The organism is Pedobacter gandavensis, from assembly GCF_014172405.1.
GTDB classification, from domain to species: Bacteria; Bacteroidota; Bacteroidia; order Sphingobacteriales; family Sphingobacteriaceae; genus Pedobacter; species Pedobacter gandavensis.
In genome coordinates, this window is sequence record NZ_WNXC01000003.1 from 150814 (window position 1) to 164119 (window position 13306).

General features: G+C 38.9%; 14 protein-coding genes. 10 read left to right on the forward strand and 4 right to left on the reverse strand.

From position 1 onward, the window contains the following. Nucleotides 1-5: 5 nt before the first annotated feature. Nucleotides 6-431, forward strand: a complete 426-nt coding sequence (locus tag GM920_RS10815; RefSeq protein WP_182956946.1) for an aspartyl protease family protein — start codon at nucleotides 6-8, stop codon at nucleotides 429-431. Between the two features lie 78 nt (nucleotides 432-509). Here GM920_RS10815 and gyrB read toward each other — a convergent pair whose 3' ends face one another. Next, a complete protein-coding gene (gene gyrB, locus GM920_RS10820; protein WP_182956948.1) occupies nucleotides 510-2468 on the reverse strand; it encodes a DNA topoisomerase (ATP-hydrolyzing) subunit B in 1959 nt (652 codons plus the stop codon). Between the two features lie 258 nt (nucleotides 2469-2726). Here gyrB and GM920_RS10825 point away from each other — a divergent pair, with 258 nt between their 5' ends. After that, nucleotides 2727-3326, forward strand: a complete 600-nt coding sequence (locus tag GM920_RS10825; RefSeq protein WP_182956950.1) for an OmpH family outer membrane protein — start codon at nucleotides 2727-2729, stop codon at nucleotides 3324-3326. Between the two features lie 165 nt (nucleotides 3327-3491). Then, on the forward strand, nucleotides 3492-3980 hold the full coding sequence (locus GM920_RS10830) for a nucleoside deaminase (RefSeq protein ID WP_182956953.1): 489 nt from the start codon (nucleotides 3492-3494) through the stop codon (nucleotides 3978-3980). A 107-nt stretch (nucleotides 3981-4087) separates the two neighbouring features. On the opposite strand, the gene GM920_RS10835 is transcribed toward GM920_RS10830, so the two are convergent. Further along, entirely contained in the window at nucleotides 4088-5989 is a 1902-nt protein-coding gene (locus GM920_RS10835) for a TlpA family protein disulfide reductase (RefSeq protein ID WP_182956956.1), read from the reverse strand. 109 nt (nucleotides 5990-6098) lie between these two features. On the opposite strand from GM920_RS10835, the gene GM920_RS10840 reads away from it, so the two are divergent. Beyond that, nucleotides 6099-6818: an EcsC family protein gene (locus tag GM920_RS10840; RefSeq protein ID WP_182956959.1), complete on the forward strand. Its 720-nt coding sequence runs from the start codon at nucleotides 6099-6101 to the stop codon at nucleotides 6816-6818. A 1-nt stretch (nucleotide 6819) separates the two neighbouring features. On the opposite strand, the gene GM920_RS10845 is transcribed toward GM920_RS10840, so the two are convergent. Then, nucleotides 6820-7233, reverse strand: a complete 414-nt coding sequence (locus GM920_RS10845; protein ID WP_182956960.1) for an RNA-binding S4 domain-containing protein — start codon at nucleotides 7231-7233, stop codon at nucleotides 6820-6822. A gap of 78 nt (nucleotides 7234-7311) precedes the next feature. Here GM920_RS10845 and GM920_RS10850 point away from each other — a divergent pair, with 78 nt between their 5' ends. From GM920_RS10850 to miaA, 6 genes are read left to right on the forward strand one after another with little or no spacing between them, the layout of a single operon-like run. Next, nucleotides 7312-8130 (forward strand): 2,3,4,5-tetrahydropyridine-2,6-dicarboxylate N-succinyltransferase, encoded by an 819-nt coding sequence (locus GM920_RS10850; protein ID WP_062550280.1) that lies wholly within the window; start codon nucleotides 7312-7314, stop codon nucleotides 8128-8130. 4 nt (nucleotides 8131-8134) lie between these two features. Next, nucleotides 8135-9262 carry a glycosyltransferase family 4 protein gene (locus GM920_RS10855; RefSeq protein ID WP_182956963.1) on the forward strand — a complete coding sequence of 376 codons (1128 nt, stop codon included), beginning with the start codon at nucleotides 8135-8137 and terminating at the stop codon, nucleotides 9260-9262. Between the two features lie 6 nt (nucleotides 9263-9268). Beyond that, entirely contained in the window at nucleotides 9269-9835 is a 567-nt protein-coding gene (locus GM920_RS10860) for an L-threonylcarbamoyladenylate synthase (protein ID WP_182956966.1), read from the forward strand. 25 nt (nucleotides 9836-9860) lie between these two features. Continuing rightward, nucleotides 9861-11267 carry a CCA tRNA nucleotidyltransferase gene (locus GM920_RS10865; RefSeq protein WP_182956969.1) on the forward strand — a complete coding sequence of 469 codons (1407 nt, stop codon included), beginning with the start codon at nucleotides 9861-9863 and terminating at the stop codon, nucleotides 11265-11267. Nucleotides 11268-11317: 50 nt separating this feature from the next. After that, the gene (locus GM920_RS10870; protein ID WP_182956971.1) at nucleotides 11318-11980 is read left to right on the forward strand and encodes an IS1096 element passenger TnpR family protein; all 663 of its coding nucleotides are present in this window, start codon (nucleotides 11318-11320) and stop codon (nucleotides 11978-11980) included. Nucleotides 11981-11989: 9 nt separating this feature from the next. Continuing rightward, nucleotides 11990-12901 (forward strand): tRNA (adenosine(37)-N6)-dimethylallyltransferase MiaA, encoded by a 912-nt coding sequence (miaA, locus tag GM920_RS10875; protein WP_182956973.1) that lies wholly within the window; start codon nucleotides 11990-11992, stop codon nucleotides 12899-12901. Here the strand turns inward: miaA and GM920_RS10880 are convergent. Next, nucleotides 12898-13212, reverse strand: a complete 315-nt coding sequence (locus tag GM920_RS10880) for a DUF3467 domain-containing protein (RefSeq protein ID WP_182956976.1) — start codon at nucleotides 13210-13212, stop codon at nucleotides 12898-12900. The two genes, miaA and GM920_RS10880, sit on opposite strands and share 4 nt — an antisense overlap. Nucleotides 13213-13306: the final 94 nt, after the last annotated feature.

Sequence of the window (13306 nt, forward strand, 5' to 3'; positions counted from 1 at the left end):
AATTAATGAGAACGATTACTGTTCCCTTAACCTTAATAAATCTACAAGATGACGGTTTCCACCTTTTGGTGGAAATTGTTGTTTTTGGGAAAAAACATTTTGTAGTTCTGGATACAGGGGCCTCCCGCTCCGTATTTGACATGACATTGATTAAAAATAATATTTCAGAACTGGAATATAGTGAGGAAACCCAAGCCACTACCTTGTTCACAACATCCAGTACTATTCAGGCAATCATACCCAAAATCAAAATGGGTAGATTGATCATTTCGAGTTATGAAACCGTAGCGCTGGATCTGGAAAGTGTAAATCAGGCATACGATCAAATGGGACACCCCGTAATTGCCGGGATTATTGGCAGCGATATCCTTTTAAAATATCAGGCCATTATCAACTACAAAAAACTTAAATTATTTTTATACAGCGAGTAGCAGTTCGGTAGTAGAATATAAAAGGAGGTACCTTTTGGGCACCTCCTTTTATATTTAATTGTTATTTCGACACGCTAATTAAGCGTCAATCTTAGCATATTTAGCATTTCTTTCAATGAAATCTCTTCTTGGACCAACTTCATCACCCATTAACATGGAGAAGGTATGATCACATTCAGCAGCATTTTCAATGGTTGCCTGTAGCAATGTACGCGTTGAAGGGTTTAAGGTGGTATCCCACAACTGTTCTGCGTTCATCTCTCCAAGACCTTTATAGCGTTGGATGTGTACACTTTCTTCCTTACCCGCACCTTTTAAACGTTGTACCGCCTGGTCACGTTGTTGATCATTCCAGCAATATTCATGCTCTTTACCTTTTTTAACCTGATACAATGGTGGCGCTGCGATGTACACATAACCAGCCTCAATCAGTGCTTTCATATATCTAAAGAAGAAAGTAAGGATCAATGTCGTAATGTGTGATCCATCGATGTCCGCATCCGTCATGATCACTACCTTATGGTAACGTAGCTTAGTTAGATTTAAAGCTTTATCATCTTCCGGAGTTCCTATACTTACCCCTAAAGCGGTAAACATATTCTTGATCTCGTCGTTTTCGTAGATTTTATGCTCCATTGCCTTCTCTACATTCAGGATTTTACCTTTCAGTGGAAGAATAGCCTGGAAATTACGATCTCTACCTTGTTTTGCAGTTCCACCCGCGGAATCTCCCTCGACCAGGTAAATCTCACATTTTTCCGGATCACTATCAGAACAATCGGCTAGCTTACCAGGTAAACCTGAACCGCCCATTACACTCTTACGTTGAACCATCTCGCGCGCCTTACGTGCTGCTGCACGTGCTGTAGCGGCAAGAATTACTTTATTTACGATCAGCCTTGCTTCTTTTGGATTCTCTTCCAGGTAATTGTTCAGTGCTTCACCAACAGCGATATCAACTGCACCCATCACCTCAGAGTTACCCAGCTTTGTTTTTGTCTGACCTTCAAACTGAGGCTCCTGTACTTTCACAGAAACAACAGCTGTTAATCCTTCTCTAAAGTCATCACCAGTAATCTCAAATTTAACATTTTTAAGCAATCCAGACTTATCTGCATACGCCTTTAATGTTCTGGTTAAACCTCTTCTGAAACCGGCAATGTGTGTACCACCTTCATGAGTGTTAATGTTGTTCACATAAGAGTGTACATTCTCTGCATAGCTATCATTATATTGTAAAGCAAGCTCTACCGGAATACCATTTTTGATACCTTCTACATAAATCGGCTCCGCAATTAATGAAGGACGTCCTCCATCCAAAAACTGAACAAATTCTTTCAAACCACCTTGAGAGTGGAAAAGCTCTGAAATTGGGTTTCCTTCATCATCTAATTCACGCTCATCAGTAAGCGTTAATTTGATCCCCTTATTCAGGAAAGACAATTCCCTTAACCTGCTGGCTAAAGTATCATAACGATACTCTAAAGTTTGAGTAAAAATTTCAGGATCCGGACTAAACGTAATTACCGTTCCTCTTTTATCAGTTTCACCAACGATTTTAACATCGTATTGTGGCTTTCCCTTTTCATATTCCTGCTCCCATACTTTTCCTTCACGGTGAACTTCTGCTTTTAAATGCGTTGATAATGCGTTCACGCAACTTACCCCCACACCATGCAGACCCCCAGAAACTTTATAGGTATCCTTATCAAATTTACCCCCGGCATGCAATACCGTCATTACGATTTCCAGAGCTGATTTTTGCTCTTTCTGCATAATTCCGGTAGGAATACCACGACCGTTATCTTCAACCCTGATCGAGTTGTCTTTAAGAATATTTACATATATCGTGTCAGCATGACCTGCCAACGCCTCATCAATAGAGTTATCTACTACCTCGTAAACTAAATGGTGTAATCCTTTTACTCCGGTGTCTCCTATATACATCGAAGGGCGCTTACGCACCGCTTCTAAACCTTCTAAAACCTGTATATTATCTGCCGAATAATTTGACTTTGGATCCTTTTCTTCGCTCATAATTTTTAAAAAAACAATTAGATTCAAAAATAACCATTTTAGCCCAATTAACGGCAAATGTGGATAACTATTTGGCTAAAAAAGCACTAAAAATGAGCTAAAAATCGTAGTTTTTTAGGATACTAAATTTGAAATTTTATATTTGTTGAAATTTATCATTCCAAATGGGATAAAACAACTGGAAAAAGGGGTTTTAAAATAGCTGTGACGGTGATGGATTCAAAAATTTAAAACAAAAAAATCAATTATAATCATTAGATGAAAAGATCAACATTAAAACTTGGCAGCATTGCTACTGCAGTTGCATTAGTTTCCGTTATGGCTTCTTGCCAGAACAAAGAAAACGCAGGTACCACTGCTCCAAAAACTGAGTCGGCCACAGTAACAAGCGCAGAGAAAATCGTCTATGTAAATTCTGATTCCCTGTTAACAAAATATCAGTATTTCAAAGACTTAAAAACTAAACTTGACGCGAAGTCGAAAACTGCACAAACAGATCTTGCTTCTAAACAACAAGCTTTCCAACGTGAAGTAGCTCAATATCAACAACAACAAAATACGTTACCTGCTGATCAAAGAGCTTCTACAGAAGAAAGATTAGCTCGTAAACAACAAGAATTACAAGCTTATTCTCAAAATGCAGGTGCTGCACTTCAAAATGAGCAAGCTACTGAGAACGAAAAATTATATGATAAAGTTGCTGAGTACCTAAAAACTTATGCAAAAGGTAAAGGTTTCAAAATGGTATTGACTTATTCAAAAGGAAACAGCGCAATCTTATTCGCTGACGAGTCTCTAGATGTAACCAGTGAAGTAATCGTAGGATTAAACGCAGCTTATTCAAAAGACAAAAAATAATCATCTGATGATGATCTTAAATGCTCCGGGTAATCGGGGCATTTTTTTTGTGCTATTTTTTTCGCTACCACGAAATTGAAAACTATAGCACAAAATACACTTGGTCTGAAATTGACAGCAATTCCATTTTCAGACCCAAAACATTTATATTACTAATTCATTACCATGGAAATTACTGAACAGAAACAGCACGAGAAATTTATGCGTATAGCTATAGCGCTCTCTGAGAAAAACGTAACCGCAGAACTTGGTGGTCCCTTTGGTGCAGTGGTGGTTAAAGACGGTAAAGTAGTTGCCAAAAGCGGCAATAAAGTAACCAGCACAAATGACCCTACTGCGCATGCAGAAGTGTCAGCCATTAGAATCGCCTGTAAAAAACTAAAAACATTTGACCTGAGTGGATGCGTGATTTACACCAGTTGTGAGCCTTGTCCAATGTGTCTGAGCGCAGTTTACTGGTCAAGAATTAACACCATTTATTATGGAAACACAAAGGTAGATGCCGCAAATATTGGATTCGATGACCAATTTATCTATGAAGAACTAGAAAAACCAATGGCGGAGCGCAGCTTACCAATACAGCAAATGCTAAGAGACGAAGCGCTTCAGGCTTTTAAACTCTGGGAGCAGTCGCCAATGAGAGTGGACTATTAAACTCGAATATTAAAAAAAAGCCATCCAAAAAGGAATGTTTAGCCGAATTCTACCGTCAGATATTCAGCTAAACATTCCTTTTTGGATGGCCTTTCTTTCTATAACCCTTACTTTGATTTAGCTAAACTGATCATTTGATCCAACTCTTCTACCACTCCATCCGCAGATCCTGAAAATCCCGAGGTTTTGAACTTGATATTTCCATCAGGACCAATGATAAATTTAGTAGGGATCCCAGTCACATTATAAGCAGTGATCACATCAAAAATTTCAGGATCCTGCTTGTTCTTCGTATCAAACAATACGTTAAAATCATACTTTTTCTGCGTTAAAAAATCTTTCACCAAGGTTTCTCTGTTTTCCTCTCTCTGCCAGCTATTGACAAACAGAAACACAACGTCTTTATCATTAGCATATTTTTCCTGAGCTTTCTGCATTCCCGGAAAAGAAGCCACACATGGCCCACACCAGGTAGCCCAATAATCCAGAATCACAACTTTTCCTCTAAGACTTGCTAAACTCACAGATTCGCCCTTTAAATTTTTAAGGCTAAATGCCGGTGCAGGAAGATCAATCATCTCTTTCATCCAGGCTGCGCGCTTATTTGCAAATGCAGCTTTATCAACATCCACCATATAAGTTGCAAAGGGTGTAGTTAAGTTCTTCTTTTCGTAGAGCTTTTGAAAACTTGTACGCATTGCTGCTGTTCCTTTCCCTTCTTTCAGGTAAGTATCCGCAACTTTGAATGCCTTCTCCGAATCACCCGCCAATTCCAGATACATGACATAACGGGCATTTCCATCTGCATCCGCAGCCGATCCCGCTCTTTCCTGATAAACTACAGCTTCTTTATCATTTCCTTTATGATGTAAAATCAGTGCATAAGTATCTGCATTTGTTTTGTAAGCGCGTTCGATATCCGCAAGATACTCTTCTTTTGAGCCATAATAAGATGGTATTTCTTCATTCTTTGCCTCCTCAAGCAATGTCAGTGACCTTTTTGATAATGCTTCTGCAAAGTCTATTTCCTCATTTTTCTCGGCAAGGCCCCAAGCCACAGAATTAGCCAAAGAGGCCAATGCGGTTTTATTGATAATCTTTGCTGAATATAAATCGAACTTCTCCATGTTTCTCTTTAATGCATACATGTGAACCAAAGGATAATACAAATTACTGATTCTCATGGCATCTGCTTTGTTATTCGGATCCAAGCCAAACTGCTTTACTAACGTTTCCATCTTCTGCGCAATCTGATCAGGATCTTTCTCCTTATATATTGGCTCTCTAGCTGCATTAAAAGCAAGGTTTCCTTTAGGATAACGGATAATAATGGCCGGTTTTAAAGTCTCTGCGGCAGCTTTATCCTTGAGTAAAAGATGTAATGACATTAAAGTCATCATGTCAACTTCCGTAGGATTCTTTTCTAACTGATAACTTTTAATCTGATTATTGATTAGTACTTTTCCCCGCTCCTTATCCAGTCTATACAATGTAGTCAGGTAATCACCCGTATAAGCTTTTTTTAAACCTGGTTTTGCAGAGAATGCCTTTTCATAAGATCTTATTGCTTTAGCTGGATCTGCCTTTACACCGACCCCGCTACTCATAGTAGTAAGCAGCTGCGCTTCTGCAAGGTAAGCGTTTGCCTTCACTGAGCCTTTATCGTAGAATTGTATATAATATCCTTGAGGACTAAGTTCAGTAGGTGCTTTTGCGGAAAAAACCAGACAAACTAGATCCGTGCTATCCTTAGACAGAAAAGTCCCTTTATAAACAGTGCCAACTTTTTTGAGGGTAACATTTCCAAGTTCTCGCTTAAGATTAACAAAAGACTGTACCTTACATTGAATCTCCTTTTCATTAGCTAAAGTTCCCCCAGCTGGATCGTAGGTGAAATTAAGTGCTTCGCCTCCCTTTGGGGCTTTAGTACTAAACACAAGTTGTTGTGCGCTAACATTTACTGAGCCGAACAACAAGAGTGAAAAAATAATCTTCTTTGAAATGAACATAATTTTAAATTTAGGTTTGCTTACATACAACTAAATATATAGTTTTCAGATCAAATAAGCAAATACTTAAAATTTAATCATTAAGGAATAATTATTGTAATATGCAATCGTGACTTACGAAGAAAAAACAACGATAGAACTGGAATTCTGGAAGCGAAAAATGAGGCTTAAGCCCTCTTTTTTCAATAAGATGACCAATAATATTCAGAAGAAAATCAACAGCTATATTCCTGAAAAAATTCATACAGCCATAACTGTGACCATCAAAAATATGATCAAAGGAGTACTTTACGGTTCTACTTATACTACTTCTAACACACCAGCATTGGGAATGAGCCTCTTACATAGGGAAGCTTTAGTGAAATCTAAAATTGACAATTATTGTAAAACCGGAGCCGCAGAAGGGGGAATTACTGGTGCAGGTGGCTTTCTGATGAGCATGGCAGATTTTCCAATCCTCATCGGCATAAAAATGAAACTGCTATTTGAAATTGCCGCCTTGTATGGTTTTGATGTAAAAGATTACAGAGAGCGTTTGTATTTATTGTACATATTCCAGCTCGCTTTTTCCAGTCAGCAAGGACGCACAAAAATTTTCATGCACATGGAAAATTGGCAAGAGAAACTACACATTCTACCGGAAAATGTGGACAGCTTCGACTGGAAAACCTTTCAACAAGAATACCGGGATTATATTGATCTCGCTAAACTTGCCCAGCTGCTACCGATAGTTGGTGCTGCCGTAGGTGCGATTGCCAATTATCAATTGATTAAACAACTGGGTACAACAGCCATGCAAGCCTATAGAATGAGACTGCTAAAACAATAGCTTACTGTTTTTCACCCTCTTCTTCTTCAAAAAGACCACCAGTTAAGTCATCAATTTCTCTTCTGTCTTTCTTTGTTGGCCTTCCTGCTCCACGGTCTCTGATCAATACCGGAGCATGGAACATTGATTTATACCCATGAGTTTCCTCTACTGGAGTAATATCTTTATATTTAGTCACCGCAATTTTCGCCTCTACCCTATTGTATAAAAGCTCTACTACTTCAATCACTTTTTTCTCAATTCCTTTGGATACCTGATACACATCTCCAGGTTTGACTATTGCAGAAGCTTTAAGATTATTACCATTAAATTTCACACGCCCAGCCTTACAAGCCTCTGTCGCCAAACTCCTGGTCTTAAATAATCTTATTGCCCATAAGTACTTATCTATCCGTAATTTTTCTTGCTCTGCCATAAAAAATCAAAAATACATTATAGAAAACAATGGTCTATACATAAAATTGATTTATTTTGTCAAAAAATAACTTAAAACATGATAGCACAATTAAAAAAGTTAGTAGAAGCCGCTTGGGAAGACAGAACTTTATTAGGATATAGTGAATATTGCGAGGCAATAGAAACGGTAATTATGCAACTTGATAAAGGTGAATTGCGCGTTGCTGAACCAGTATTGAACTCCTGGGCTGTGAATGAATGGATCAAAAAAGCAGTAATCCTTTATTTTCCAATCAGAGAAATGAAAGAAATTGAAGTTGGTCCTTTTGTATTTCATGATAAAATGAAATTGAAAACCAATTATAAAGAATTAGGTGTAAGAGTTGTACCTCACGGTATCGCACGTTATGGCGCTTATTTAGCCAAAGGTGTGATCATGATGCCTTCTTATGTAAATATCGGTGCTTACGTTGACGAAGGTACGATGGTTGATACATGGGCTACTGTAGGTTCATGTGCACAGATTGGTAAACACGTTCACCTAAGCGGTGGTGTTGGTATTGGTGGTGTATTAGAACCAATTCAAGCTGCCCCGGTAATCATCGAAGACAACGTTTTCATTGGTTCAAGAGCGATCGTTGTGGAAGGTGTTCGTGTAGAAAGAGAAGCTGTTTTAGGTGCCAATGTAGTTTTAACAGCCTCTACGAAAATCATCGATGTAACAGGAAACACACCAGTAGAATATAAAGGAATCGTTCCTGCACGTTCAGTGGTTATTCCAGGTAGCTATGCGAAGAAATTCCCGGCTGGAGAATTCCAGGTTCCTTGTGCCTTAATCATTGGTCAACGTAAAGAATCTACTGATAAAAAGACTTCTCTAAATGATGCATTGAGAGAAAATAATGTAGCAGTATAATATAATGAAGATTGGTTTTGACGGAAAGAGGGCAGCGAATAACTTAACAGGACTGGGAAATTACAGCAGGTCTTTGATCACCCACCTGGCAGAATTTTTTCCTCAAAACCAATACTTTGTCTATACTCCCAAAGTAAAGGAACATAAACAGATCTCCAGATTTCTGCAACTTAACGGGATCAAAATTGAGCTCCCAGACCGTCCAGGATGGTTCTGGAGAACTTCGGGAATAAAAAAACAATTACTAAAAGATCAGATTGATCTGTTTCATGGCTTGAGTCATGAAATTCCCCTGGGAATTCAACATTCCAGAATTCCAAGTGTGGTCACCATACATGACCTTATTTTTCTCAGATTCCCTCAATATTACGGAAGGATAGATCGCTTTATCTATGGACTGAAATTCCGCTATGCCTGCAAACATGCAGACAAAATAGTAGCCATCAGCGAATGTACAAAAAGAGACCTTATCCATTTTTTCGATACAGATCCTAATAAAATAGAAGTTGTTTATCAAAGCTGTGACGATAGTTTCAAGTCTGCTACTGATCAACATAAAAAACAGGAAGTCAGGATCAAACACCAGTTACCAGAAAAATACATCCTTAATGTAGGAACGATTGAAACCCGCAAAAACCTGATGACGCTCATTAAAGCCTTACCAGAAATTCACCCGGATTATCAGCTGGTTGTGGTTGGAAGAAAAACAGCATATACAGCGCTAGTCAAAAAAGAAATTGACTTACTGGGTTTGAGATCAAGAGTTACCTTTCTACAAAATGTACCTTTCGATGACCTGCCTTCCATTTATCAGCTAGCCAGTGCCTTCGTTTATCCATCTTTGTATGAAGGATTTGGTATTCCTATTATCGAAGCCATGTATTCTGGTGTTCCGGTAATTGCAGCTACTGGCTCTTGTTTAGAAGAAGCCGGAGGCGATCATAGCTTATATGTCCCCCCATTTGACCACAAAGCACTTTCCCTTTCGATAAATAAAGTATTGAACAGCCCTGGCCTTGCCACAGAAATGATCGCAAAAGGCTTGGAATATGTTAAAAAATTTGAGACCCGGGTCCTCACAGAGGAAATGATTAAAATTTATACCCAGGTACTATCCAATCACCAGAAATAACAGGTTATGCTTAGAACAGAAATTGAAAAAACCCTTCAGGTATTAAAAGACGGAGGGGTGATTCTATATCCCACAGATACGGTATGGGGATTAGGATGCGATGCTACAAACGAAGCAGCGGTAGCCAAAATAAATGAAATCAAAGTGCGTAGCGCAGATAAGAGTTTTATTGTACTGCTGGATAATGATTCAAAACTTCAAAGCTATGTAACAGAGATCCCTGACGTGGCTTACGACTTAATCGAGTATGCAGAAAATCCATTGACAATTATATTCTCCGGCGCCAAAAATCTGGCTAAGAATGTGATCAATGAAGATGGTAGTGTAGGTATTAGAATTGTAAAACATGACTTCTGTCAACAACTTATTCAACGTTTCCGTAAACCCATAACTTCTACTTCTGCCAATAAATCTGGTGAACCTTCTCCCCTTATCTTTGATGAGATTTCAGAAGAAATTAAAGCCGCAGTAGATTACGTAGTCGATTGGGAACAAGAGCTACAGAACCCGAAGAAACCATCTACCATCATGAAATTAGCTCCCGGAGGTCAATTTTCCTTTATAAGAAAGTAAGTTTTATTACTTTTGTAACTCATTAATGGAAAAACATTTACAAAATCCAATATTTAAAGTACTTGCCGATATTGCTCAAACACATCAGATTGAAGCATACGTAATAGGTGGGTATGTGCGCGATATTTTCTTAAACAGACCCTCTAAAGACATCGATATTGTGGTCTTAGGGAATGGAATTGACTTTGCTGAATTAGTAGGTAAACAACTCAAAACCAAGGTAGCGGTATTTAAAAACTTTGGCACGGCCATGATAAAAACCCGCGATCTGGAAATAGAATTTGTAGGTGCTAGAAAAGAGTCCTACCGTGCAGATTCCCGCAAACCTATTGTAGAAAATGGCACCATCAAAGATGATCAGTTGAGAAGAGATTTCACGATCAATGCCCTGGCCATCTCCCTGAATAAAGACAATTATGCACAACTTGTTGATCCCTTTAACGGAATTAATGACCTGGAGCAAAAACTCATCAGAACTCCACTTGATCCTGAAATTACATTCTCAGATGATCCATTGCGGATGATGAGGGCTATTCGTTTTGCTACCCAATTAGAGTTTAGCATTGACGAAAGCGCGATAAATGCGATAAAAAAGCAGAAAGAAAGAATCAGTATTGTATCAAAAGAGCGCATCACAGATGAACTCAACAAAATCATTCTTTCTAAAACCCCTTCTATAGGTTTCAAGTACCTGTTTGATACTGGCCTTTTACACCTGGTATTTCCACAAATGGCCAACCTTTACGGAGTGGACATCATCAATGGAAAAGGTCATAAAGACAATTTTTATCATACCTTGCAGGTGCTCGACAATATTTGTGAAGCAACTGATGACCTTTGGCTTCGCTGGGCAGCGATTCTTCATGACATTGCCAAACCGGCAACCAAGCGTTTTGAAGAAGGACATGGCTGGACTTTTCATGGCCATGAGGACAAAGGGGCGAGAATGGTGCCTCAGATTTTTAATCAATTGAAACTTCCGCTAAATGAGAAGATGAAATTGGTGCAGAAATTGGTACAACTTCACCTAAGACCTATTGTACTCGCACAAGAAGTGGTTACAGATTCTGCTGTCAGAAGGTTATTGTTTGATGCCGGTGAAGATATTGAGAGCCTAATGATGCTCTGTAATGCCGATGTCACCACAAAAAACGAGTACAAAGTGAAAAAGTACCGGAATAACTTTGAGCTCGTTAAACAAAAGCTCAAAGATGTGGAGGAACGTGACAAGCTTAGAAACTGGCAGCCACCAATTACCGGTACTCATATCATGGAAATATTCGGTTTAAGCGCAGGTAAAGAAGTAGGCCTGATCAAAAATGCCATCAGGGAAGCAATTCTGGAAGGCGATATCAAAAACAGCTACGAGGAAGCTTTACAGTTCATGCTGGAAAAAGCTAAAGAATTTGGCTTGCAGCCCGTAAAGCACTAATACAAAGTACAATAATATTTTATAATTTTATAGCTAGAAAAAAAGCTCAGATGGCAATTTATAGATTTAGAATAAGTTTCGAGGATTTCGATGAGGTAGTTAGGGAGATCGATATCAAACCAAACCAGACATTTGAAGATTTACATCGTGCGATACATCGCTCAACAGGATATTCTGCTGAAAAATCCTCTTCTTTTTATGTGAGTACTGATCATTGGATCAAAGGAGACGAAATTGCTTACCTGCCAAATCAACGTAAAACTGATAGAGGAGTAACTTTAATGGAGAAGGCTAAATTGAGCAGTTTCATAGAAGATCCACACCAGAAATTCTATTATATCTACAATTTCGATCGTCCGTTTGATTTTCATGTAGAATTGATCAAGATCATTCTGGAAACTGATCCGAACTTGGAGTACCCTGTACTGGTTAAAAGTCAGGGAGAGGCGCCTAAAATCATCGATAAAGATAATTTTAATGCCGTTGCGGTATCGGCTAACGAAGCATCATCGGACTTTGATTTTCTGAATGAGCTGGACTTTGTTCCTGAAGACACAGAAGAATTGGCCGCGATGGATGGAAGAGGTATCAACACGGAAGAAAAAACGATTGATGATGACGCTGACGATGATTCTGCTGATGCGGATGAGTATGGTAGCGATGAAGATAGCTACGAAGACGATGAATACGGTGGCAAAGACGACGATTACTAATATTTAATCATGCTATTGGATAAAACCTTAATTGTAATTGTTGGCCCTACTGGAATAGGAAAGACTTCATTGGCCATTGAATTGGCCAAACACTTTTCTACAGAAATTATTTCGGCTGATTCCCGTCAATTCTTTAAGGAGATGGAAATTGGGACTGCAAAACCTTCCGCGGAAGAGTTAAATGCAGCACCTCATCACTTCATTAATTCTCATAGCATAGAAACACTATTCAGCACCGGCGACTTTGAAATACAAGCGTTACAGCTGATGGAGGATCTTTTTAAAAAACAGGATCTGCTGATTATGGTTGGCGGATCCGGTTTATACATTGATGCCGTTTGTAATGGCCTCGATGACCTACCGGATACAGATCTCAACATCCGAGAACAATTAAAACAGCAGTTGGAAAATGAAGGTATTGAATCCATCAAACAACAACTCAAAATTCATGATCCTGAGTACTATGAAAAAGTAGATCAGGCCAATCCACAAAGGATGGTCAGAGGTCTGGAATTCTTCCTTTCCACTGGTGAGAAGCTTTCCTCCTACCAGACCAACAGCAAAAAAGAAAGACCTTTCAATATCGTTAAAATAGGGCTTAACATGGACCGTGCAGCATTATATCAGCGCATCAACCATAGAGTGGATCTGATGATGGATGCAGGCTTGCTAGAGGAGGTAAAAGGGCTTCAAAAGTACAGAAAGTATAATGCCCTAAATACCGTAGGTTATTCCGAATTATTCGATTATCTGGATGGTCACATCTCGCTGGAGACAGCAGTGGATAAGATCAAGCAAAACACACGTCGCTTTGCGAAGCGACAGCTGACCTGGTTTAGAAGGGATGACAACACTGCCTGGTTTGAACCCAATGATAGCAAAGCCGTCATCCTTCATATCAATAATGTATTAAAATCTTAAGCCTGAGCTGTTGGTCCGCCAAAGTTTATTGGAAATCCAGGAGGCTCCTCCTGCGTTTTAATCTTCCCATAAGCAGCTTCATATTTCTCCAGATTATCTTGCATTGCTGCTACTAACCTTTTAGCATGCTCTGGTGTCAGGATAATCCTTGACTTCACTCTTGCCTTAGGCACTCCTGGCATCACTCTGATGAAATCCAGAACAAACTCTGTATTAGAATGTGTGATGATGGCCAGGTTTGAAAAGATCCCTTCTGCAACCTCTTCAGAAAGTTCAATATTTAATTGGTTTTCGTTTTGCTGTTCTTCCATAACACAAAACTATTACTTTAATCCATACAGAGGTAGCAGATGATCAATTATTTTCCAAACCTAATTGCATAAAAAAGTCCCCCGACTTTAACAG